Source organism: Gordonia sp. NPDC003376 (assembly GCF_053589235.1).
This window is the reverse complement of sequence record NZ_JBSFRM010000002.1, coordinates 133957-155736: the sequence shown is the minus strand read 5'-3', so window position 1 is coordinate 155736 and position 21780 is coordinate 133957. Positions and strand designations below refer to the sequence as shown.

Here is a 21780-nt window from a genome sequence, read left to right as displayed (position 1 = left end):
GCTCAATCATCAACCGGGCGTTGGTGGTTGAGCCGCTGAGGAGCGCAGCGGCGAGGCGTGTCGAAACCTCGGCGGGGTGTGCTCGGGTGGTGACCACCTCTGAGGTCGGTCACCCACACACTCGGCCGAGACGCTACGACATCTCCGCCGCGAGGACGTCGAGGCTGACGCCGCCGAGTGCCAGTGCGTGCGAGTGGAAGTCCTTGAGTGACCAGTCCGGGTGCGCGGCGAGCGAGGCCGACCGGATCTGCTGCCACACCCGCTGACCCAGTGCGTACGACGGCGCCTGGCCCGGCCAGCCCAGGTAACGGTCGAGCTCGAAGCGGAGCACCGCGCGGTCCATGGCGACCGATTCGGTGAGGAACTGCCAGGCCTTGTCGGCATCCCAGATCCCGCCGCCGACACCGGCCGGTGCGGGCAGACCACAGTGGACGCCGATGTCGACGACGACGCGTGCGGCCCGAAGTCGTTGGGAGTCGAGCATTCCCATTCGATCGCCCGGGTCGTCGAGCCAGCCGAGCTCGGCCATGAGGCGCTCGGCGTAGAGCGCCCAGCCCTCACCGTGTCCCGACGTGAACGACGCCAGCTTGCGCCACGAGTTCAGCGCGTCGTCGGTGATCGCCGACCCCAACTGCAGGTGATGGCCGGGCACACCCTCGTGGTAGACGGTGGTCTTCTCCTGCCAGGTGTGGAAGACGGTCTGGCCGGGCGGAACCGCCCACCACATCCGGCCCGGACGGGACAGGTCGGCGCTCGGCTGTGTGTAGTAGATGATCCCGGTCGACGACGGGGCGAGCCGGCATTCGAGCCGGGTCAGCCTCGCCGGGATGTCGAAATGTGTGCCGGCCAGCCCGGCGACCGCCGTGTCGGAGGTCTCCTGCATCCAGTCGACGAAGAGATGTCTGTCGGCGATCTGGTAGCGCGGATCGGCGTCCAGATGGGCCAGTGCATCGCGGATTCCACCGTCCGGCACCAGGTCGGCGGCGATGGCGCGCTGCTCGGCGGTGATCTCCTCCAACCGCTCCAGCGCCCAGACGTAGGCCTCGTCCGGATCGATGTCGGTGCCGAGGTAGTGCGCCAGCTGGGGCAGATACCGTTCCCTGCCCACGGCGTCGGTGTCGGTGGACTTCGGCAGCACTCGTGATCGCAGGTACTCGGCGAGGGCGGCGAATGCGGCACCGGCGCGGTCGGTGGCGGCGGCGAGATCGGCCGACAGCGCCGGATCGTCGGCGATCGGTGCGGTATTCACCGACACCGCACCGATCGCGTCCTCGGCCTGTCCCGCAACGAGTTCCACCTGACGGCGGGCGAACACCGGGCCGTGCGCCAGTCGGTGGTCGAGACCAGCGATCACCGTCTCGACACAGGCGGGCACCACATCGAGGCGGGCAACCATGTCCCGGCGGCCCTCCTCGGTGTCGGCCGGCATCAGGTCGAACACGTCACGGATGGCCTGCAGGGGAGAGGCGATCACATTGCAGGCACCGGTCACCTCGCCGGTGTCGACGAGCGCCAGCTCCCGGCGCAACGACGCCGACATGGTCGCCACGGTCACGCGGTCGACATCGTCGACCACGGTGACAGACCCCAACGCCGACAACACTGCCCGTGCCTGTCCGGCACGTTCGGCGACCGCGTCGGGGGAGAAGTCGGTGAGCTCCGCGTCGTGGCCGGCGAAGCCGAATTCGGTCGACAGCACCGGATCGTGTGCCGCCATGGTCCGCAGGTACTCGTCGGCGATCGCGTCGACCGCGCTCGGGCGTCGGGACACGGTCACAGGTCGTTGGTCGCGAAGGTGTCGCAGCGCTTGGGATCGCCGCTCTGGTATCCGACCATGAACCAGCGGGCCCGCTGTTCGGCCGATCCGTGCGTCCAGCCCTCCGGGTTGGAGTTGGAGCCCTGGATGGTGTCGTCACCGATCGCCTTGGCGGTCTGGATCACACCCTGGATCTCCTGCTGGGAGATCGTCTGCAACCCGAACTGTCCGCTGCTCACGTCGTCGGCGTGGTTGGCCCACACCCCGGCGAGGCAGTCGGCCTGCAACTCCACCCGCACCGACCCCGACCGCGGGCCCTGCGACCCGAGCTGCTGTCCCTTTCGCAGGGCGCCGGTGATGTTCTGCACGTGGTGCCCGTACTCGTGGGCCACCACGTACTCCTGGGCCAGGGCGCCGTTGCTGCCACCCATCTGCTCCAGGGTGGCGAAGAAGCTCGGATCGAAATAGGCGGTCTTGTCGGCCGGGCAGTAGAACGGTCCCGTCGACGACGACGCCGCTCCACATGCGGTGTTCACCGAACCGTTGAAGATGATCGTCGCGGGCGGGGTGTAGTTCGACATCAGGGTCGGCCACACGTCGTCGAGGCTGTTGGTGGTCGCCACGATGCGGCAGATCTCGTCACCCTGATTGGCCTTCTCGACGGTGCACGACGCGATGTGCTGATCGATCTGCGACGTGGACGCACCGTTCGTCGACGACCCGGTCCCGCCGCCCATGATGTCGCCCGGATTGATCCCGAACAGCAACGCCACGATCGTGATGATCAGACCGGCACCGCCGCCGAGTGCGATCCGGCCGCCACCGCCACCGCCCCCGCCGCCACCGCCACCGGAGACGTTCCCGGTGTCGAGCGGACCGCTGCCCTGAAAAGTCATGGCGCAAGAGTACCGAGACCGATCCACGCCACCGGGATAATGCAAGCGACCGAATCGGGCGCGTCGCGCACCGATCGGGGAGCGGGTCGGGGGCGGGTCGGGGGGCGCGGACGACCGGGTGACCGGACGACTTGAACGCCTACGTACGATTGATCGCGGGTGCGTGCGCCCACCACCCGGTGCGAACCGGGGTGTCGGTGTCGCCCCACGTCGATTGTTCCGCCCCGAAAGGACTCCAGTGCTCCGCACGCATCTCGCCGGTTCCCTGCGTCGCGCCGACGCCGCGCAGACCGTCACCGTCGCCGGCTGGGTGGCCCGCCGCCGCGACCACGGTGGTGTGGTGTTCATCGACCTTCGGGACAGCTCCGGGCTGGTCCAGGTGGTGTTCCGCGACGAGTCGGTCGCCGCCGTCGCCCACAAGCTCCGCGCCGAGTATTGCGTGGCCGTCACCGGTGTCGTCGAGGTCCGTCCCGAGGGCAGCGAGAACGCCAATCTGCCGTCCGGTGAGATCGAGATCAACGCGGTGACCCTCGAGGTGCTCAACGAGTCCGCGCCGCTGCCGTTCCAGCTCGACGAACAGCCCGGAGAGGAAGCCCGCCTGCGCTACCGCTACCTCGACCTGCGCCGGGAGCGCCCGGGCGCCGCGCTGCGTCTGCGGTCGAAGGTGTCGGCGGCCGCCCGCGGGGTCCTGCTGGCCCGCGATTTCGTCGAGATCGAGACGCCGACCCTGACCCATTCCACTCCCGAGGGCGCCCGCGACTTCCTGGTCCCGGCGCGTCTGCAGCCGGGCAACTTCTACGCCCTGCCGCAGAGCCCGCAGCTGTTCAAACAGCTGCTGATGGTCGCCGGTATGGAACGCTACTTCCAGATCGCCCGCTGCTATCGCGACGAGGACTTCCGCGCCGATCGCCAGCCCGAGTTCACCCAGCTCGACATCGAGATGAGCTTCGTCGACCAGGACGACGTGATCAGCGTGGCCGAGGAGATCCTGGTCGCCCTGTGGCGCCTGATCGGCGTCGAGCTGACCACCCCGATCCCGCGGATGACCTATGCCGAGGCCATGCGCCGCTACGGTAGCGACAAGCCCGACCTGCGCTTCGACATCGAGCTCGTCGAGTGCACCGAGTTCTTCGCCGACACCCCGTTCCGCGTGTTCCAGGCCCCCTACGTCGGGGCGGTGGTCATGCCCGGCGGTGCCTCGCAGCCGCGTCGTACCCTCGACGCCTGGCAGGAATGGGCCAAGCAGCGCGGCGCCAAGGGTCTGGCCTACGTGCTCATCGGTGAGGACGGCACCCTCGGTGGTCCGGTCGCCAAGAACCTGTCCGACGCCGAGCGCGCGAGCCTCGCCGCCCATGTCGGCGCCGAGCCCGGCGACTGCGTGTTCTTCGCCGCCGGACCGGCCAAGGCGCAGCGTGCGCTGCTCGGTGCCGCCCGCGGTGAGATCGCCACCCGCCTCGGACTGATCCCGCCGGCCGGTGAACCGATCGACCCGGCCACCGCCGACTGGGCGTTCGTGTGGGTCGTCGACGCCCCGCTGTTCGAACCCGCCGACGACGCGACCGCCTCCGGTGACGTCGCCGTCGGCTCCGGCGCCTGGACCGCGGTGCACCACGCGTTCACCGCACCCACCCCGGAATCGCTCGAGCATCTCGAATCCGACCCGGGTGCCGCGCTGGCCTACGCCTACGACATCGTCTGCAATGGCAACGAGATCGGTGGTGGCTCGATCCGTATCCACCGCCGCGACGTGCAGGAGCGGGTGTTCGAGATCATGGGCATCGGACACGAGGAGGCGCAGGAGAAGTTCGGATTCCTGCTCGACGCCTTCGCCTACGGTGCCCCGCCGCACGGCGGCATCGCCTTCGGCTGGGACCGCATCACCGCGCTGCTGGCCGGGGACTCGTCGATCCGTGAGGTCATCGCGTTCCCGAAGTCCGGTGGCGGCGTGGACCCGCTGACCGACGCCCCGGCGCCGATCACCCCGCAGCAGCGCAAGGAATCGGGCATCGACGCCAAGCCGGTCGTGCGTGGTGTGCCGGCGGCTGCCGGCGCAGCCACCGCCGACGGCGCCCCGGTCGCCGATGCCGAGCCCGCGGCCACCAAGTCCTGATGCGACCGGCCTGATATCACCCGCCTGATCTCGGTCGGGTGGGTATCTCTCGCGGGCCCGATCCCGCATCGTCGCACCTGTCACCGGTGTCGGACACCGTCCGGCACCGGTGACCCATCTCTCCCGGCAGGCGCCCGGACGGTATCTGTGATGAGATCTTTCGTCATGGGGATTCGTATGTCCGAGACCGCATCCGGGAGGCCTTCATGACCATCAAGGTGGCTCTCGAGCACCGGACCAGCTATGCCTTCGACCGGCCGGTCAAGATCTTCCCGCACGTCGTGCGGCTGCGTCCGGCGCCGCACTCGCGTACGCCGATCGAGGCCTACTCGCTGAACGTCGAACCGGCCGACCATTTCCTGAACTGGCAACAGGACGCGTTCAGCAACTACCTCGGACGTCTGGTCTTCCCGAAACCGTCGACGTCGCTGTCGATCACGGTGAATCTGATCGCCGACCTCGCCGCGATCAACCCGTTCGACTTCTTCATCGAGGAATGGGCCGAACACTACGGGTTCGAGTACCCCGAGGACCTGCTCACCGACCTCGAGGCCTACCTGCGGCCGATCGGAGTCACCGCCGGCGAGTTCGCCGGCGCACCGATCCACCCGGAGGTCGCGGCATTCGCCGCCGAACACAAGCCCACCGCGAAGATCCGGACCATCGACTTCCTCGTCGAGCTCAACCAGGCCGTCCAGCAGGCGGTCGGGTACACCGTGCGCCTCGAGCAGGGCGTGCAGACCCCCGAGCACACGCTGACCTCGGCGATCGGCTCATGCCGTGACTCGGCCTGGCTCCTTGTCGCGTTGCTGCGTGAACTCGGCCTGGCCGCCCGGTTCGTCTCGGGCTACCTGGTGCAGCTCACCTCCGACATCCGCTCGCTCGACGGACCCTCCGGACCCGACGCCGACTTCACCGACCTGCACGCGTGGACCGAGGTGTACCTGCCGGGCGCCGGCTGGGTGGGGATGGACCCCACCTCCGGGCTGTTCGCGGGGGAGGGCCACATCCCGCTCGCCGCCACGCCCAGCCCCGGTGCGGCGGCACCGATCTCCGGTGCCACCGGCAAATGTCATGCCACGCTGGACTTCTCCAACACCGTCACCCGCTTCCACGAGGACCCGCGCGTCACCCTGCCCTACACCGAATCCCAGTGGTCCAACGTGGTGTCGCTCGGTGCCGAGGTGGACGCCCGGATGGCGACGAACGACGTGCGCCTGACGATGGGTGGCGAACCGACGTTCGTCTCCATCGACAACCAGACCGACGCCGAATGGACCACCGCCGCCGACGGCCCCCACAAGCGGGAACGGGCCTCCGCGTTGACCGCACGCCTGCACGAGGACTACGCCCCGCAGGGGCTGATCCAGCGCAGTCAGGGCAAGTGGTATCCGGGAGAACCGTTACCGCGCTGGCAGATCGCCATCATGTGGCGCACCGACGGCCGGCCTGTCTGGACCCGCCCGGAACTGCTCGCCGACCCGTGGGCCACTCGCGCCGACGCCGTCGGATCGATCGCCACCGAGACCGCCGGACCGGCGCCCACCGCGGCCGCCGCCGTCGCCGCGGAGAAGCTGCTCGGAGTGATCGCCGCCCACCTGGGATTGCCGGACAGCCAGGTGATGCCCGCCTACGAGGATCCGCTCGTCCGGATGCGTGAGCTGTCGGCGTTACCGCCCGGCGATCCCGGCATGGACCCCACCACACCGACAGCGCGGGCGTTCGCCCGCGCCGAGGCCGCCGTGGACATCGACGACCCCGACGCCGACATCCCCCCGATCGCCGACGACACCGAGGCGCGCCGAGCACTGTTGGCCCACCTCGACGCCTCGGTCACCGACCCGACCGCCTATGTGTTGCCGGTGAGCCGATCCGAGGACGGCACCGCATGGAACAGCGCCCGGTGGACCACCCGCCGCGGACGTCTGGTGCTCACCGCGGGCACCTCACCGGCCGGGTTGCGGCTGCCGCTGAACTCGCTGTCGTGGGGGCCGGCGCCGGTGATGTTCGAGGCCGATCCGTCGGCCCGTCACGACGCGCTGCCCGACGATCCGACCGCGGCACTGGGCCACACCGTCATCGCCATGGATCCGGAGGAGTTCATCCCGCGCACCGCGGTGGTCGCCGAGCAGCGTGGCGACACCATGTTCGTGTTCCTGCCACCGACGTCGACCCTCGAGGAATACCTCGCGATCATCGGGATGATCGAGGACGCCGCCGCGCAGACGTCGACCCCGGTGGTGATCGAGGGCTACGGTCCGCCCGCCGACCCACGCCTGACCACCCTGACCGTCACCCCTGACCCGGGCGTGATCGAGGTCAACATCCAGCCCACATCGAGCTTCGCCGAGCAGTCCGAGCTACTCGCCTCGCTCTACGAGCACGCCCGGCACGCGCGGCTGGGCACCGAGACGTTCGACTTCGACGGCAGCCACGGCGGCACCGGCGGTGGCAACCACATCACCCTCGGTGGCACCACCCCGGCCGACTCGCCGATGCTGCGGCGCCCGGACCTGCTGGTGTCGATGCTGACCTACTGGCAGCGACATCCGGCGCTGTCCTACCTGTTCAGCGGCAAGTTCATCGGCACCACCTCGCAGGCACCCCGCGCCGACGAGGGCCGCGAGTCGGCGCTGTACGAGATGGAGATCGCGTTTGCCGAGATCGACCGGCTGGCGGCCACCGCTGCCGACGGCGGTGCGGCCGATGCCCCGCCGAATCCGTGGGTCACCGACCGTGCGCTGCGGCACCTGCTCACCGACATCACCGGCAACACCCACCGCGCCGAGTTCTGCATCGACAAGCTCTACAGCCCCGATTCGCCGCGCGGCCGGCTCGGGCTGCTGGAGCTGCGCGGTTTCGAGATGCCGCCGCATCACCAGATGGCGATGGTGCAGTCGCTGCTGGTGCGGGCCCTGGTGTCGTGGTTCTGGGAGCGTCCGTACCGGGCGCGACTGATCCGCCACGGCGCGGACCTGCACGGCAAATACCTGCTGCCGCACCACATCATCTCCGACATCGCGCAGGTCGCCGAGGAGCTGCGGGTCGCCGGCTACGCGTTCGACACCTCCTGGCTCGACCCGTTCACCGAGTTCCGCTTCCCGCGTCTGGGCACGGTGCAGATCCGTGACCACGAGGTGGAGTTGCGGGGTGCCATCGAGCCCTGGAACACCCTCGGCGAGGAGTCCACCGGCACCGGTACCGCCCGCTATGTCGACTCGTCGATCGAACGTGTCCAGGTCCGCGTCACCGGCAGCACCGACGAGCGGTTCCTGCTCACGTGCAACGGGTATCCCATCCCGCTGGCGGGCACCGACCGCGCCGGTGAGCGGGTGGCCGGAATCCGGTTCCGGGCGTGGCAGCCGCCGAGTGCACTGCACCCGACCATCAGCATCGACACCCCGCTCACCTTCGACCTCGTGGACCTGGCCACCGGGCGGTCCGTCGGCGGCGCCACCTATCACGTGGTGCACCCGGGCGGCCGTGCCTACGACCGTCCGCCGGTGAATGCCGTGGAGGCCGAGTCGCGACGTAACGGACGGTTCGAGGCCACCGGGTTCACCGGCGGCACCATCGACGTCGGAGAGCTTCGGGAGCGCGCTGCACGCGCGGCCGTCGATGCCGGGGTCCCGGCGATCCTCGATCTACGTCGGGCACGTACAGTTCTCCGGTGACCGTTTCAGCGGGTGGCCGGCTACCCGCGGTGTTCGACAGATACCGCTCCGACGGCTACGCGTTGTTCGACCTCGAGCAGCTCGACGGGGCCGCTCTGTCGCCCGCCGCAGGTGGCTCGCACTACGACGAGATGCTCGACGCGTCCGGGGCGATCCGCCCTGCGTGGGACGAGCTGGTGGCCGGCTACGGCCTGCGCGGCGACGCGCGACTGCGGGCTGCCGCCGCGCAGCTGTCGACCGCCGCGAGCGACGAGGGCGTGGTCTACAACGCGGTCGTCGACAAGCAGACCGTGCCGCGATCCTGGCAGATCGACGCGGTGCCCTTGATCATCGACGGTGTCGAATGGGCGGGCCTGGAGAAAGCCGTCATCCAGCGGTCGATGCTGCTCGACCGCATCCTGCGTGACATCTACGGTGATCAGCGACTGATCAGCACCGGACTGATCCCACCGGAGATGGTGTTCGCCCACCCCGGCTACCTCCGCAAGGCCGCCCGGTTGGAGGTCGCCGGCCCGCACGCGCTGTTCCAGCATGCGGTGGACGTGGGCCGGCTGCCCGACGGCGGGTTCGTCGCCTATGCCGACCGCGCCCAGGCCCCGTCCGGGATGGGCTTCGCGATCATCGACCGCCGGCTGGTGTCGCGGACCTTCCCGCAGCTGTTCCAGGCGTGCGCACCGCGGCCGATGGCGACGTTCGCCGGCACCCTGCGCCTGGCCCTGTTCGACTACGCACCGCCCGGCGTCGACGACCCGACGGTCGCCGTACTCAGCCCCGGCAGCATGTCCGAGACCGCCTTCGATCAGGCCTATCTGGCGTCGGTACTCGGCTTCCCGCTGGTCGAGGGTACCGACCTGATCGTCCGCGACGGCACCCTCTACATGCGCTCGCTGGGCAAGTTCAAGCGCGTCGACGTCCTGCTGCGCCGCGTCGACGCCGCCTACACCGACCCGCTCGACCTGCGCACCGACTCCCGGCTGGGCGTCGCGGGTCTGGTCGAGGCGATCTCGCGGGGCACGGTCACCGTACTCAACACCCTCGGCAGCGGCGTGCTGCAGAACCCGGCGCTGCACACCGTGCTCGAACGCGTCGCCCCGGTGTTGCTCGACGAGGAGCTGGCGTTGCCGTCGGTCGCGACCCTGTGGGGCGGCGACGGGCTGCACCTCTCCAAGATCGTCGCCGACCTCGACACGCTGGTGCTGACCAACATCCGTACCGGTGAGGAGATCATCGGCCCGGCGCTCGACACCGCAGGTGCCGAGATCACCCGGGCCCGGGTCGGCGCGCACGGCGGGGAGTGGGCTGCGCGACGTGTCGAGTGCTATTCGGTGGCGCCGACGCTCACCCCCGGGCGGACCGGGGGACGGGCACCCGGTGCGTTGCGCGCGGCACCTGTGTCGATCCGCGCGTTCAGCGTCGCGCAGGGCCCCAGCTACGCGGTCATGCCCGGTGGGCTCGGCGCGGTCCTCGCCGACGGTATCGACGGCGCCGCCATGCACACGGTCGCCGCCAAGGACGTGTGGGTCACCAATTCCGATGTCGGCGGCCACGTCTCGCGCCGCTCGGAGTCCCGCAGCGAACCGGCCGACGAGGTCATCGCGATCGGTGGGGACCCGCAGGCGGTGTCGCAGTACTTCGATGCGGTCGCCGCGACCAGCCCGCGCGTGCTCGCCGACATGTTCTGGTTCGGCCGCTACGGCGAACGCACCGAGATGGTGACCCGCCTGACCAAGGTCGCCCGCGAGCGCTACCAGGACTTCCAGTACCGGCCGTGGATGAACGGCACCGCCGCCGTCCCGCTGCTGCTGCACGGCGTCGCCACCGTCACCGGCACCGCCGAGCACCTGCACACCGCCGAGCTGCTCGTCGACGACCTCACCCGGCAACCCGCACACGAACAGGTCGACGACGCGATCGAGAAGATCACCACACTGACCATCGACGCGGCGGTACCCGGGACCGTCGCGCACGCCGTGGACCACGTGATCGCCGCCGCCCGCGCGGTCCGCGACCAGATGTCGACGTCCACCTGGATGGTGCTCACCCCGATGGAACGCAGCCTGCAGACCCTGGCGAGCCAGGTGTCGCGGACCCGTGACCAGGGCGCCGAGAGTGGAGTGCCCGGCGACGCCGGGCTCGACCTGGCACCGGACCTCGCCCGCACCCACGAGGAGATCCTGCACGGGGCGCTCGGGCTGTCGGGACTGCAGGCCGAGTCGATGGTGCACGACGCGGCCTGGCTGCTGATGGACCTCGGGCGCCGGATCGAACGGGCGATCACCCTCGCCGACCTGGCCGCCGCCCTGTTCGCCGCGGAACAACCGACCGCGGTCGAGCAAGAGTTGATGGAGTCGTTCCTGATCGCCGACGAGTCGGCGGTCATCTACCGGCGCCGCAGCCGTGGCCTCTACCAGTTGCTGTCGGTGGTCCAGCTGGTGTTCTTCGACGAGTCCAACCCGCGTGCCATGATCTATCAGCTCGACCGCATGCGGCAGGACCTGATCGCCTTGCCCGAAGCGTTGCGGTCGGCGTCGGCCGAGCGCACGCTCGAGGAGATGACCGCGGCACTGCGCCGCTCCGACCCCGCCGACCTCGTCGCCCTCGACGACGACGGGCAGCGGTCGGAACTGGTCGAGCTGATGACCGGACTGCGTGAAGGAGCCCGTGAGCTGTCCGAGACCATGAACCGCACCCGCTTCGCCCCACCGCTGCCCGCGCAGCCGATCTGGGGTTTCGGTGGTGGTGAATCGTGAGCGTGCCCACCACCAGTGCGCCGCCGACCCGGCGATACCGGGTGATCCACAGCACCCGGTACACCTACGACGGCGTGGTGTCGTCGTCGTACGGCCGCTGCTATCTGACGCCGCGTGAGCTGCCCGGCCAGCGGGTGATCAGCTCGGAGGTGCGGATCGACCCCGAACCCGACGACCGCTCGACCGGCCTGGACGTCTACGGCAACATCGACACCTACTTCCACGTGCGCACCCCGCACAGCGCGCTGGCGGTCACCGGGGTGTCGGTGGTCGACGTCGATCCGATCGACCAGGGACTGCTGGTGTCGTCGGCCGCCCGCACCGCCTGGGAACAGGCCCGTCCCGCGGCCCTCGGCGCGGGGATGGCCGCCGAGTTCACCTATGACCTCGACCCGCCCGAGATCACCTCGGCCGTCGTCGACTACGCCCGTGCGGTGTTCACCCCGGGACGGCCGCTCGTCGAGGCCGTCACCGACCTGACCTCGCGGATCTTCCGCGACTTCACCTACCGGTCCGGTTCCACGGCCATCTCCACCCGCGTCGACACGGTGATGGCGCGCCGCGAGGGGGTGTGCCAGGACTTCGCGCGCGTCGCGATCGCCTGTCTGCGGTCGGTGGGGCTGGCCGGCCGCTACGAGTCCGGCTATCTGGCCACCGACCCGCCGCCCGGCCGTGAACGGATCTTCGGCGCCGACGCCAGCCACGCCTGGGCGGCGGTCTGGCTGCCCGACGACCGGTGGTTGCCGTTCGACCCGACCAACGACAAGCTCGTCGACGAACGGCACGTCACCGTGGCGTGGGGCCGTGACTACGACGACGTCCCGCCGCTGCGCGGAGTGATCTACACCGACGCGACGAGCAGCGAGATCGAGGTGTCGGTGGACGTGTGCCCGCTCACCGAGGGCGACCCCGGCGCGCCCGGCACCGATCCGGGTGTGACCCCCGGTGCGCCGGCCGTCGATCCCGGCATCGGCGGTGGTCCCGGGCTCGTCGACGACGCCGCCGCGGGCCCGGTCACGGGCTGATCGCGGGCCGATCGCACGACGCTCACACGTCATCCGATCGAGCGTGAAAGTCCGTGCGCCGTGTCGTTCGTCGGCGCGATTGGGTACCGTGGAGGACGCCATGACGGTCATCACAGAGAGCCGCACCACGAGCGTGGTGCGAGCCGCAGAGGCCCTGCTGTCCCATCGAGCCGGATCCCCGGTGGTCCTCGCGGACCCGGAGGACCTCGGTGGAAGTGGTCGTACCACGGTGATCCGGGTCCGGGTGGCCCAGAACCCGCTGTCGCTCGACCGCACCCTGGTGATCAAGGCCCTGCCCGAGCACGAGGATCCGCGCGCCTTCCACCGCGAGATCGCGTCCTACAAGTACGCCACCGCGCTGCCCACCGAATCCCGTCCCGGACCGCAGCTGATCGCCTCCGATCCGGATGCGCTGCTGATGGTGCTCTCGGATCTGGGGCGGGGGAACGCGATGACCACCATGCTGTCGGGCACCGATGTCGTCGAGATCTCCCGCGCACTGAGCGCGTGGGGACAGGCCCTCGGTCGGATGCACGCGGCGACCGTCGGCGGTGAGGGTGACTTCCAGGCGCTCGTCCGCCGCGGACCCAAGGGCATCCAGGGCCGTGACATCCTCCGCGACGAGGCCCACCGCGCGGTGCGGGTGGCGCGCAGTCGTGCCGCCGATCTCGGTGTCGAGATGAGTTCCGCGGTGAGTGCCTCCTTCGACGAGGCGTGTGCGCTGTTCGACGGCGGCGAGTACCGCGCGTTCAGCCCGTCGGACGTCGGTCCGGAGAACATCCTGTTCAACGACGCCGGCGTGCAGTTCATGGACTACGAGTGGGGTGGCTTCCGCGACGCCGGCCTCGACGTCGCCTATGCGCTGGTCACCTTCCCGGCCGGGCTCAACCCGCAGGCGCTCGACCGCCGCCGCGACCTCGAGGTCGCCGTGGTGGAGGCCTGGCGGTCGGAGGTCATGGCGATCTGGCCCGCGCTGCACCGTGATCGCGAGGTCGGACACCGCATCCTGATCGCGCGGCTGCTGTGGGTGTGGTTGTCGACGGTGTGGATGCTGCCCGACGACGACGTCGACGACGCGGCGGTCGCCGTCGATCCGACGATGGCCCACCTCGAGGCCGCCGACGATGCGATGCCGTCCCGGTACGCCCACGACTGGGCCCTGCACACCAACGACCCGCGTGTGCTGGTGGCCCGCTGGACCGATCTGGCGGCGTTCGCCCGTGGACACGACGACGCCATCGCCGAGTTCGCGGCGGCGGTCGGGGTGGCCCTGCACCGGACCTGGCTGTCCTGACGCGGGTGATGGACGGACTCTTCGCCTCTCCCGACCCGACCCGACCGACAACCCCGGGCCCGCCCGTGGCGGCATCGTCGGGTCCGGCCGCCACCGCGCTCACCACACCGCCCTCGCCGACGGCGCCGCTGGCGGTGCGGATGCGGCCGCGATCGCTCGACGAGATCGTCGGGCAGAAGCACCTGCTGGGCACCGGGTCGCCGCTGCGGCGTCTGATCAGCGGCTCGGGCGCTGCGTCGGTGCTGTTGTACGGGCCACCGGGGACCGGCAAGACCACCATGGCGTCGTTGATCTCGATTGCCGCCGGTGGGCGGTTCGAGGCATTGTCGGCGCTGTCGGCCGGGGTCAAGGAGGTCCGCGCGGTCATCGAGGTGGCGCGCCGCCGACTCGTCGACGGCGAACAGACCGTCCTGTTCATCGACGAGGTCCACCGCTTCTCCAAGACCCAGCAGGACGCCCTGCTCGACGCCGTCGAGAACCGGATCGTGTTGTTGGTGGCCGCGACCACCGAGAACCCGTCGTTCTCGGTGGTGTCGCCGCTGCTGTCGCGCTCGCTGGTCCTGCGGTTGCGGTCGCTGACCGACGACGACATCCGTGAGGTGCTGGCCCGCGCTGTCGTCGACGAGCGCGGTCTGGGCGGGTCGGTGCAGGTCACCGATGCCGCCTACGACCATCTCGTCGCCGTCGCCGGGGGAGACGCCCGACGCGCGCTCACCGCCCTCGAGGCCGCCGCCGACGTCGTCTCCCGGGATGCCGCCGACGCTGTCGCGACGCCCGACCGGACCGGCACACCTCACGATCCCGAGACCGGGGCACCCGGGGCACGTGACGAGACCGAGGCGCCCGAGGCGCCCGAGGCGCCCGAGGCGCCCGAGGAGACCGAGGCGCCCGAGAAGACCGAGGCGCCCGAGGAGACCGAGGAGACCGAGGCGCCGGACGAGACCGAGTCCGGGGACCATGCCGAGATCGGTGACGCCGACACCGGTGACACCCGTCCGGACGTCCCGGTGGTCGACCTCGCCGACGTGGAGGCCGCCATCGACCGCGCCGCGGTGCGCTACGACCGTGCCGGTGACCAGCACTACGACGTGACCTCGGCGTTCATCAAGTCCATCCGCGGCTCCGACGTCGACGCCGCGCTGCACTATCTCGCCCGGATGATCACCGCGGGGGAGGATCCGCGATTCATCGCACGGCGGCTGATGATCCATGCCAGCGAGGACGTCGGGATGGCCGACCCCACGGCACTGCAGACCGCGGTGGCCGCTGCCCAGGTCGTGGCGCTGGTGGGCATGCCCGAGGCCCGGCTGGCCCTCGCGCAGGCCACCATCCACCTGGCCACCGCACCGAAATCGGCGGGGGTGGTGTCGTCGATCGGGGCGGCGATCGCCGACGTCGAATCCGGCAAGGCGGGCGCGGTTCCGCCTCATCTGCGTGACGCGCATTACGCCGGTGCCAAGAAGATGGGCAGCGGCGTCGGCTATCGGTATCCGCACGATCATCCGGACGGGGTCGTGCCGCAGCAATATCCACCTGACGAGTTGGTCGGGACCGATTACTATCAGCCCACCGACCACGGCTTCGAACGCGAGATCTCGGCACGTCTGGGCAAGCTGAGATCGATCGTGCGCGGGATTCGGCGACGCCGGTGACCGGTCGCCGCGGGCACCGGCGGTAGTCTGGAGTGTCGCAGTGGCAGGGAGTGTCGCAGTGGCAGACACCGATACCGATACCGAATTCTCACCGAGGACGACAACCTAGTGCAGACGCATGACATCCGGAAGCGGTTTCTGGATCACTTCATCAAGGCCGGACATCTCGAGGTCCCCAGCGCATCACTGATCCTCGATGATCCCAACCTGCTGTTCGTCAACGCCGGCATGGTCCCGTTCAAGCCGTTCTTCCTGGGCGAGCAGACCCCACCGTCGCCGCGTGCCACGAGCGTCCAGAAGTGTGTGCGCACCCTCGACATCGACGAGGTCGGCATCACCACCCGCCACAACACCTTCTTCCAGATGGCGGGCAACTTCTCCTTCGGTGACTACTTCAAGCGGGAGGCCATCGGCTTCGCATGGTCGTTGCTGACCGACAGCGTCGCCGACGGCGGCTACGGGATCGATCCTCAGAAGCTGTGGCCCACCGTCTATCTCGACGACGACGAGGCCGAGAGCATCTGGCGTGACGAGATCGGCGTACCGGCCGAACGCATCCAGCGTCGCGGACTCAAGGACAACTACTGGTCGATGGGCGTGCCCGGACCGTGCGGTCCGTGCTCGGAGATCTTCTACGACCGCGGTCCCGAGTACGGCATAGAGGGTGGCCCCGAGGCCGACGAGGACCGCTACATCGAGATCTGGAATCTCGTGTTCATGCAGAACGTCCGCGGTCCGGGTGGCGGCAAAGAGGGTTACGAGATCCTCGGCCCGCTGCCGAAGAAGAACATCGACACCGGCATGGGCATCGAGCGTGTCGCCTGCCTGCTGCAGGGCGTCGACAACGTCTACGAGACCGACCTGCTCAAGCCGATCATCGACCTCGCCGCCGAGGTCACCGGCCGCAGCTACGGTGCCGGCGTCCACGACGACGACGTGAAGTTCCGCGTCATCGCCGACCACACCCGGACCGCCGCGATGCTGATCGGCGATGGTGTGTTGCCCGGCAACGACGGCCGCGGCTACGTCCTGCGCCGCCTGCTGCGCCGGGTGGTGCGCTCGGCACGTCTGCTCGCCGGCACCGGCAGCGGTCCCACCGGCGCCGACTCGGCGATGGGACAGTTCATCGGCAAGGCGATCGACCTGATGGCCCCGTCGTATCCGGAACTCGCCGAGCAGCGCGAGCACATCCTGACCGTCGCCGAGGGCGAGGAGAACTCCTTCGGCAAGACCCTCGAGGCCGGTTCCCGGCTGTTCGCCGACGCCGCCTCGGCCACCAAGGCGGCCAGCAGGACCACCCTGTCGGGCAGTGACGCGTTCACCCTGCACGACACCTACGGATTCCCGATCGATCTGACCCTGGAGATGGCGTCGGAGGCCGGCCTGAAGGTCGACGAAGCCGGGTTCACCGAGCTCATGAACGAGCAGAAGGCCCGCGCCAAGGCCGACGCCACCGCACGGAAGACCGGGCACGCCGACGCCGGGGTGTACCGCGAGTTCCTCGACCGCGGACCCACCCTGTTCACCGGCTACGACGAATTGGTCTCCGAGGCGAAGGTGCTCGGTCTGGTCTCCGACGGGCAGCGCATCACCAGCGCGGCTCCCGGCCAGGAACTCACCGTCATCCTCGACCGCACCCCGCTGTACGCGGAGTCGGGCGGCCAGATGGCCGACACCGGCACCATCACCACCGGCGACGGCGTCAAGCTGTCGGTGACCGACGTACAGCGCGTCGGCAAGTCGGTGTGGCTGCACAAGGTGGTCGTCGACGACGGCGAGATCGCCGAGGGCGACGAGGTGCTCGCCGCGGTCGACCAGTCCTGGCGGCACGGCGCCACCCAGGGACACTCCGGCACCCACATGGTGCACGCCGCGCTGCGGCAGGTGCTCGGTCCCGGTGCCACCCAGGCCGGTTCGCTCAATCGTCCCGGCTACCTGCGGTTCGACTTCCATTCCGGCAAGCCGTTGTCGGAGGCGCAGCGTCGCGAGATCGAGGAGATCTCCAACGCCGCGGTCGAGGCGAACTATCAGGTCAACACCTTCGAGACCGGCCTCACCGAGGCCAAGGCGATGGGAGCGCTCGCCCTGTTCGGCGAGAACTACGGCGACCAGGTGCGCGTCGTCGAGATCGGTGGCCCGTTCTCGATGGAGCTGTGTGGTGGCACCCACGTCGCGTCGTCGGCGCAGATCGGCCCGGTGACCCTGATCGGCGAGTCGTCGGTCGGTTCCGGTGTCCGCCGTGTCGAGGCGTACGTCGGCATGGACTCGTTCCGCTACCTGTCCAGGGAACGCGCCCTGCTGGCCGGTCTCGCCTCGTCGCTCAAGGTGCCCTCCGATGAGGTTCCCGGACGTGTCGAACAGCTCGTGACGCGCTTGCGCGACGCCGAGAAGCAGCTCGACAGGATCCGTGCCGATGCCGCCCGCGCCGCCGCATCCGGTCTGCTCGACACCGCCACCACGGTCGGCGACACCCTTCTCGTGCAGGGCACGCTGGCGGGGCTCGACGCCAACGGCCTGCGGTCGGTCGCCGGTGATCTGCGCGGCAAGATCGCTGACCGCGCCGCGGTGGTCGCGCTCTTCTCGCAGACCGGCGAGGGCGACGAGACCAAGGTGCCGTTCGTGATCGCCACCACCGATGCCGCCCGCGCCGGCGGTGTCAAGGCCGGCGACATCGTCAAGGAGATCGCCCCGCTGGTCGGCGGCCGCGGCGGTGGCAAGCCCGACCTCGCGCAGGGATCGGGGACCGAGCCGGGAGGACTGGACGCCGCGGTCCGGCGGATTCGCGAGCTGCTCGCCTGATGGCATTCCAGCGAGGGCGACGCCTCGGGATCGACGTCGGCAGTGTCCGCGTCGGGGTCGCGGTGTGCGATCCCGACGGCATACTGGCCACGCCGGTGGAGACCGTGCGTCGTGACATCGGCGGTGGCACCGACATCGCCCGGATCGCGGAGCTGGTGGCCGAGTACGAGGCCATCGGTGTGGTGATCGGTCTGCCCAAGACGCTGCGTAACACCGACGGGCCGGCCGTCGAGGCGGCCCGTGGGTTCGGCGACGCGCTGACCCCGGTGATCGCTCCGATCGCGATCGAGTACGCCGATGAGCGTCTCACCACGGTCACCGCAGCGCAGGCGTTGCGGGCCAGTGGCCGTTCGGCGAAGTCGTCGCGTGGTGTGATCGATCAGGCCGCAGCGGTCGCTATTCTGCAGGGATGGCTGGACGCGCGTCGATGACCTCGCGCGCCGTGAAGAGGGGCCGTCCGGTCGGGAATCCCGATCGGGTCGGCCCGACAGTGGTGCACAGGTCGTGCACGTACCGGGCGGCGACCGGGAGCATTCCCGAGCCGGCGCTGCCGGGGGACGAGGGAAGGGATCATCCGCGGTGACCGACGAACGTCATCGGAATCGGCATCGGGAGCATCCCGGGAACGCCGATGGGGGAATGGATCCCGATCGGCTGCGGTATTTCACACAGCCGCACGGCGAGCGTCCCACCACCCGACACCGCCGGCGTCGCGCCGACGGTGGGACGGATGGATCACCGGTCCGACCACCGGCGGCCACGCCACCGCCCGATCCCACCCCGCCCGATCCCACCCCGCGCGATCAGCGGATTGCCCGCGCCGAGCCCGCGCCACCCGCCGCGCCCGTCACCCGGGTCGCTCCGGCTGCCGACGGCCCGCCACAGTCGATGCGCAGCCGCGGAGTCCGGGCCCCGGCTCCCGTCGAGACCACCGGACCGGTGGAGACGACCGCACCGGTCGAAACGATGCCTGCGGTACGCGCCGAGTTCGACCCCGCGACCTCGCCCGCCGGGGCGGCCACCGGTGCCGTGGACACGGGCGCATTCGACATGGGTACGTTCGGCACGGGCGCGTTTGATACGGGCACCTTCGATACGAGCACGGCCCACATGAGCGCTGTCGAGAACCCCGCGATCGACCTCGGCGCCGTCGAGACGGTCGAGCCGCATCGGCACACCCGATCCGTCACCGAGACCCCGGTGGTGGAACCGGAATGGAGCGAGGCCGCCTGGCGTGCCGACGCCGATCGGCGATCGGCGATCGCCCCGGGCGCACTGGTTGCAGCCGCCGATCCCACGCTGCCGGCCGACCTTCCCGACCTCGGGGTCCCGGGTTACGAGACGACGGGGTTCGACACCCCCGGCGGTGACCTTCCGGACTTCGACACCCCCGACGCCGAGGATCGTGCTCTGGCGACCCTCGACGACGACATCGTCGATCATCCCGAGCGGACCCCGGCCGCCGAGCGTCGTCGCCGACGCCGCCGGATCGGCATGATCATCGCCGCATCGGTGCTGGCGGTGATCGTGGTGGCGGTCGGCGTGATCGGCGCCACCATGGCGGGTCTGTTCGACTCCCGCAAGGACTACACGAACGCGGCGGGTACCTCTGACGTGCTCGTGCACATCCCCGACAGCTCGTCGATCAAGCAGATCGGGACCATTCTCGCCGACGACGACGTGGTCGGCAGTACCCGTGCCTTCGTCGACGCCGCCGACGGCGCCGCGCTCCCGGGTGGCTACTACAAGCTCCGCACCGAGATCCCGGCCAAGACCGCCGTCGAGATGATCAGCGACCCGGACTCGTCCCATCGGGTCGGCCGGATCGTGGTGCCTGCCGGTCTGCAGCTGGACTCCAAGAAGCTGCCCGACGGGACGACCACGTCGGGGATCTTCCAGATGATCTCCAACCAGACAGCGGTGCAGATCAACGGCGACCGGATCGGCGTGAGCGTCGAGCAGCTGCAGCAGGCCGCCGCCGACGGCAGCGTCGCCGATCTCGGGATTCCGCAGTGGGCGCAGGCGGCGTTCAACGCACTCGCGGGTGACCATCGTCGGATCGAGGGCCTGATCGCACCGGGCACCTGGGAGTCGATCGATCCGCATCAGTCGGCCACCGAGATCCTCAAGTACCTGATCACCGAGAGCGCACACCGCTACGAGCAGTGGGGGCTGTTGACCAACAACCAGTCGAGTCTGACGCCGTATCAGACGATGGTCGCCGCGTCGCTGGTGCAGGCCGAGGTCAACCAGCCCGCCGACTACGCCAAGGTGGCCCGGGTGATTCTCAACCGGCTCGCGAAAAACCAAGAGCTGCAGTTTGATTCGACCGCAAACTACACGGCTGCGGTGACCGACATCGACGTGCATTCTGATGATCTCAAGGCCGACACCCCCTGGAACACCTACGTCCACAAGGGTTTGCCGCCGACCCCGATCGGGGCGGTCGACGAGAAGGCGCTCGAGGCGATGGAGCATCCGGCGGACGGGGACTGGCTGTACTTCGTGACTGTCGACGCCAAGGGGACGACGTTGTTCACGGCCGATTTCGACCAGCACCGCCGCAACATCTCCAAGGCGTGCGCCAACAAGTTCATCACCTGCCGGTGACCATGGGTATCGATCAGCGTCTGCCGCTGGGCCCGCCCCCGCTCGTCGAACCGTTCGGTGGGCGAGACGCACGCCGGGCCGCCGTCCTCGGCCTGCCGGTGTCGCATTCGCGCTCCCCGGATCTGCATCGTGCGGCCTACCGGGCGCTGGGTCTGGACGACTGGACCTATGGGCGTCGGGAGTGCAGTGCCGAGGCCCTGCCCGGCCTGGTCGACGACGCCGGCGCCGACTACGTCGGATTCTCGGTGACCATGCCCGGCAAGCTCGCCGCGCTCGCCCACGCCGACCTCCGGACCGAACGCGCCGTCCTGGTGGGATCGGCCAACACCCTGGTGCGGACCGCCGACGGGTGGCGCGCCGACTGCACCGACATCGACGGCATGATCGGTGCGCTCGCCGAACTCGGCGTCGACGCCGGCACCGTCGGATCGTCGTTGCCGGTCTCGGCGGTCGTGATCGGCGCTGGTGGCACCGCACTGCCGACGGTCGCCGCGCTGGCTGCCGCCGGGATCTCCGCGCTGACCGTCGTGGCCCGCGACGCCGGCCGGGCCGCGTCCGTGCCGGCGCTCGCCGACCGGCTCGGGATGCACGCCGATGTCGTTCCGTTCACCGACACCTCGGCGCTACGCAGCCGCTGTGCGGAGTCCGCGGTGGCCGTGTCGACGGTCCCCGGCGATGGCACGTCGGTGCTGATCGGGGCCTTGGCCACCGCACCGCGCGTGGTCGACGTCATCTACGACCCGTGGCCGACGCCGCTGGCCGCCGCGGTGACCGCCGCGGGCGGGCGCGTGGTCGGGGGCTTGGTGATGCTCCTGCATCAGGCCTTCGGTCAGGTCGAACAGTTCACCGGTTTCCCCGCACCCCGAGAGGCGATGGCCGCCGCCGTTGCGTAACGGGCACCGTGTGGCCGGGCGCGCCGCCGGGTGAGTTGCGCTGTTGTGGGTGGTTGAGCAGGTCGTCGTCGCGATAGCGACGCCGGCCGGCTGTCGAAACCTCTGTTGGGTCGCGATGGGTGGTGACCGCTTGGGGGTGGTTGCCTCGTGTTTGCGGCCGGCGGGGATTTCGACTCGACTTGTCGCTGCGCTCCTCGGCTTTCGGGGTGGTTGAGCAGGTCGTCGTCGCGGTGGCGACGCCGGCCGGCTGTCGAAACCTCTGTTGGGTCGCGATGGGTGGTGACCGCTTGGGGGTGGTTGCGTGGTGTGTTCGGGTTGCGG

At 69.9% G+C, this 21780-nt stretch carries 12 protein-coding genes; 10 read left to right on the top strand and 2 right to left on the bottom strand.

The window, feature by feature from the left end; translation table 11 throughout:
• Positions 1-133 precede the first annotated feature (133 nt).
• Both ACWDUA_RS02910 and ypfJ read right to left on the bottom strand, forming a co-directional pair.
• Positions 134-1717 (bottom strand): DUF885 domain-containing protein, encoded by a 1584-nt coding sequence (locus ACWDUA_RS02910; protein ID WP_449749704.1) that lies wholly within the window; start codon positions 1715-1717, stop codon positions 134-136.
• A gap of 56 nt (positions 1718-1773) precedes the next feature.
• Positions 1774-2652: a KPN_02809 family neutral zinc metallopeptidase gene (gene ypfJ / locus ACWDUA_RS02905; protein ID WP_449749497.1), complete on the bottom strand. Its 879-nt coding sequence runs from the start codon at positions 2650-2652 to the stop codon at positions 1774-1776.
• Positions 2653-2890: 238 nt separating this feature from the next.
• On the opposite strand from ypfJ, the gene aspS reads away from it, so the two are divergent.
• From aspS to ACWDUA_RS02855, 10 genes are all read left to right on the top strand, one after another.
• Complete coding sequence (gene aspS / locus ACWDUA_RS02900) at positions 2891-4762, top strand: aspartate--tRNA ligase (RefSeq protein WP_449749496.1); 1872 nt, start codon at positions 2891-2893, stop codon at positions 4760-4762.
• Between the two features lie 206 nt (positions 4763-4968).
• Positions 4969-8436, top strand: a complete 3468-nt coding sequence (locus tag ACWDUA_RS02895) for a transglutaminase family protein (protein WP_449749495.1) — start codon at positions 4969-4971, stop codon at positions 8434-8436.
• Positions 8433-11186: a circularly permuted type 2 ATP-grasp protein gene (locus ACWDUA_RS02890; protein ID WP_449749494.1), complete on the top strand. Its 2754-nt coding sequence runs from the start codon at positions 8433-8435 to the stop codon at positions 11184-11186. The genes ACWDUA_RS02895 and ACWDUA_RS02890 overlap by 4 nt, the downstream gene beginning before the upstream one ends.
• A complete protein-coding gene (locus tag ACWDUA_RS02885) occupies positions 11183-12211 on the top strand; it encodes a transglutaminase family protein (protein ID WP_449749493.1) in 1029 nt (342 codons plus the stop codon). The genes ACWDUA_RS02890 and ACWDUA_RS02885 overlap by 4 nt, the downstream gene beginning before the upstream one ends.
• 100 nt (positions 12212-12311) lie before the next feature.
• Complete coding sequence (locus ACWDUA_RS02880) at positions 12312-13505, top strand: hypothetical protein (RefSeq protein ID WP_449749492.1); 1194 nt, start codon at positions 12312-12314, stop codon at positions 13503-13505.
• A gap of 8 nt (positions 13506-13513) precedes the next feature.
• Positions 13514-15157: a replication-associated recombination protein A gene (locus ACWDUA_RS02875; protein ID WP_449749703.1), complete on the top strand. Its 1644-nt coding sequence runs from the start codon at positions 13514-13516 to the stop codon at positions 15155-15157.
• Positions 15158-15265: 108 nt separating this feature from the next.
• A complete protein-coding gene (gene alaS / locus ACWDUA_RS02870) occupies positions 15266-17956 on the top strand; it encodes an alanine--tRNA ligase (protein ID WP_449749491.1) in 2691 nt (896 codons plus the stop codon).
• Positions 17956-18387 carry a Holliday junction resolvase RuvX gene (gene ruvX / locus ACWDUA_RS02865; protein ID WP_449749490.1) on the top strand — a complete coding sequence of 144 codons (432 nt, stop codon included), beginning with the start codon at positions 17956-17958 and terminating at the stop codon, positions 18385-18387. Before alaS ends, ruvX begins: the two co-directional genes overlap by 1 nt.
• A 148-nt stretch (positions 18388-18535) precedes the next feature.
• Positions 18536-20566, top strand: a complete 2031-nt coding sequence (mltG, locus tag ACWDUA_RS02860) for an endolytic transglycosylase MltG (RefSeq protein ID WP_449749489.1) — start codon at positions 18536-18538, stop codon at positions 20564-20566.
• Positions 20567-20568: 2 nt separating this feature from the next.
• Positions 20569-21459 carry a shikimate dehydrogenase gene (locus tag ACWDUA_RS02855; protein WP_449749702.1) on the top strand — a complete coding sequence of 297 codons (891 nt, stop codon included), beginning with the start codon at positions 20569-20571 and terminating at the stop codon, positions 21457-21459.
• Positions 21460-21780: the final 321 nt, after the last annotated feature.

What these genes read in the sequence shown, in the direction of transcription:
- ACWDUA_RS02895 (WP_449749495.1), top strand. Translation starts at nt 4,969, where the DNA reads ATGACCATCAAGGTGGCTCTCGAGCACCGGACCAGCTATGCCTTCGAC.
- ypfJ (WP_449749497.1), bottom strand. Translation starts at nt 2,652, where the DNA reads ATGACTTTTCAGGGCAGCGGTCCGCTCGACACCGGGAACGTCTCCGGT.
- ACWDUA_RS02910 (WP_449749704.1), bottom strand. Translation starts at nt 1,717, where the DNA reads ATGGCGGCACACGATCCGGTGCTGTCGACCGAATTCGGCTTCGCCGGC.
- ACWDUA_RS02875 (WP_449749703.1), top strand. Translation starts at nt 13,514, where the DNA reads ATGGACGGACTCTTCGCCTCTCCCGACCCGACCCGACCGACAACCCCG.
- ACWDUA_RS02855 (WP_449749702.1), top strand. Translation starts at nt 20,569, where the DNA reads ATGGGTATCGATCAGCGTCTGCCGCTGGGCCCGCCCCCGCTCGTCGAA.
- ACWDUA_RS02880 (WP_449749492.1), top strand. Translation starts at nt 12,312, where the DNA reads ATGACGGTCATCACAGAGAGCCGCACCACGAGCGTGGTGCGAGCCGCA.
- ruvX (WP_449749490.1), top strand. Translation starts at nt 17,956, where the DNA reads ATGGCATTCCAGCGAGGGCGACGCCTCGGGATCGACGTCGGCAGTGTC.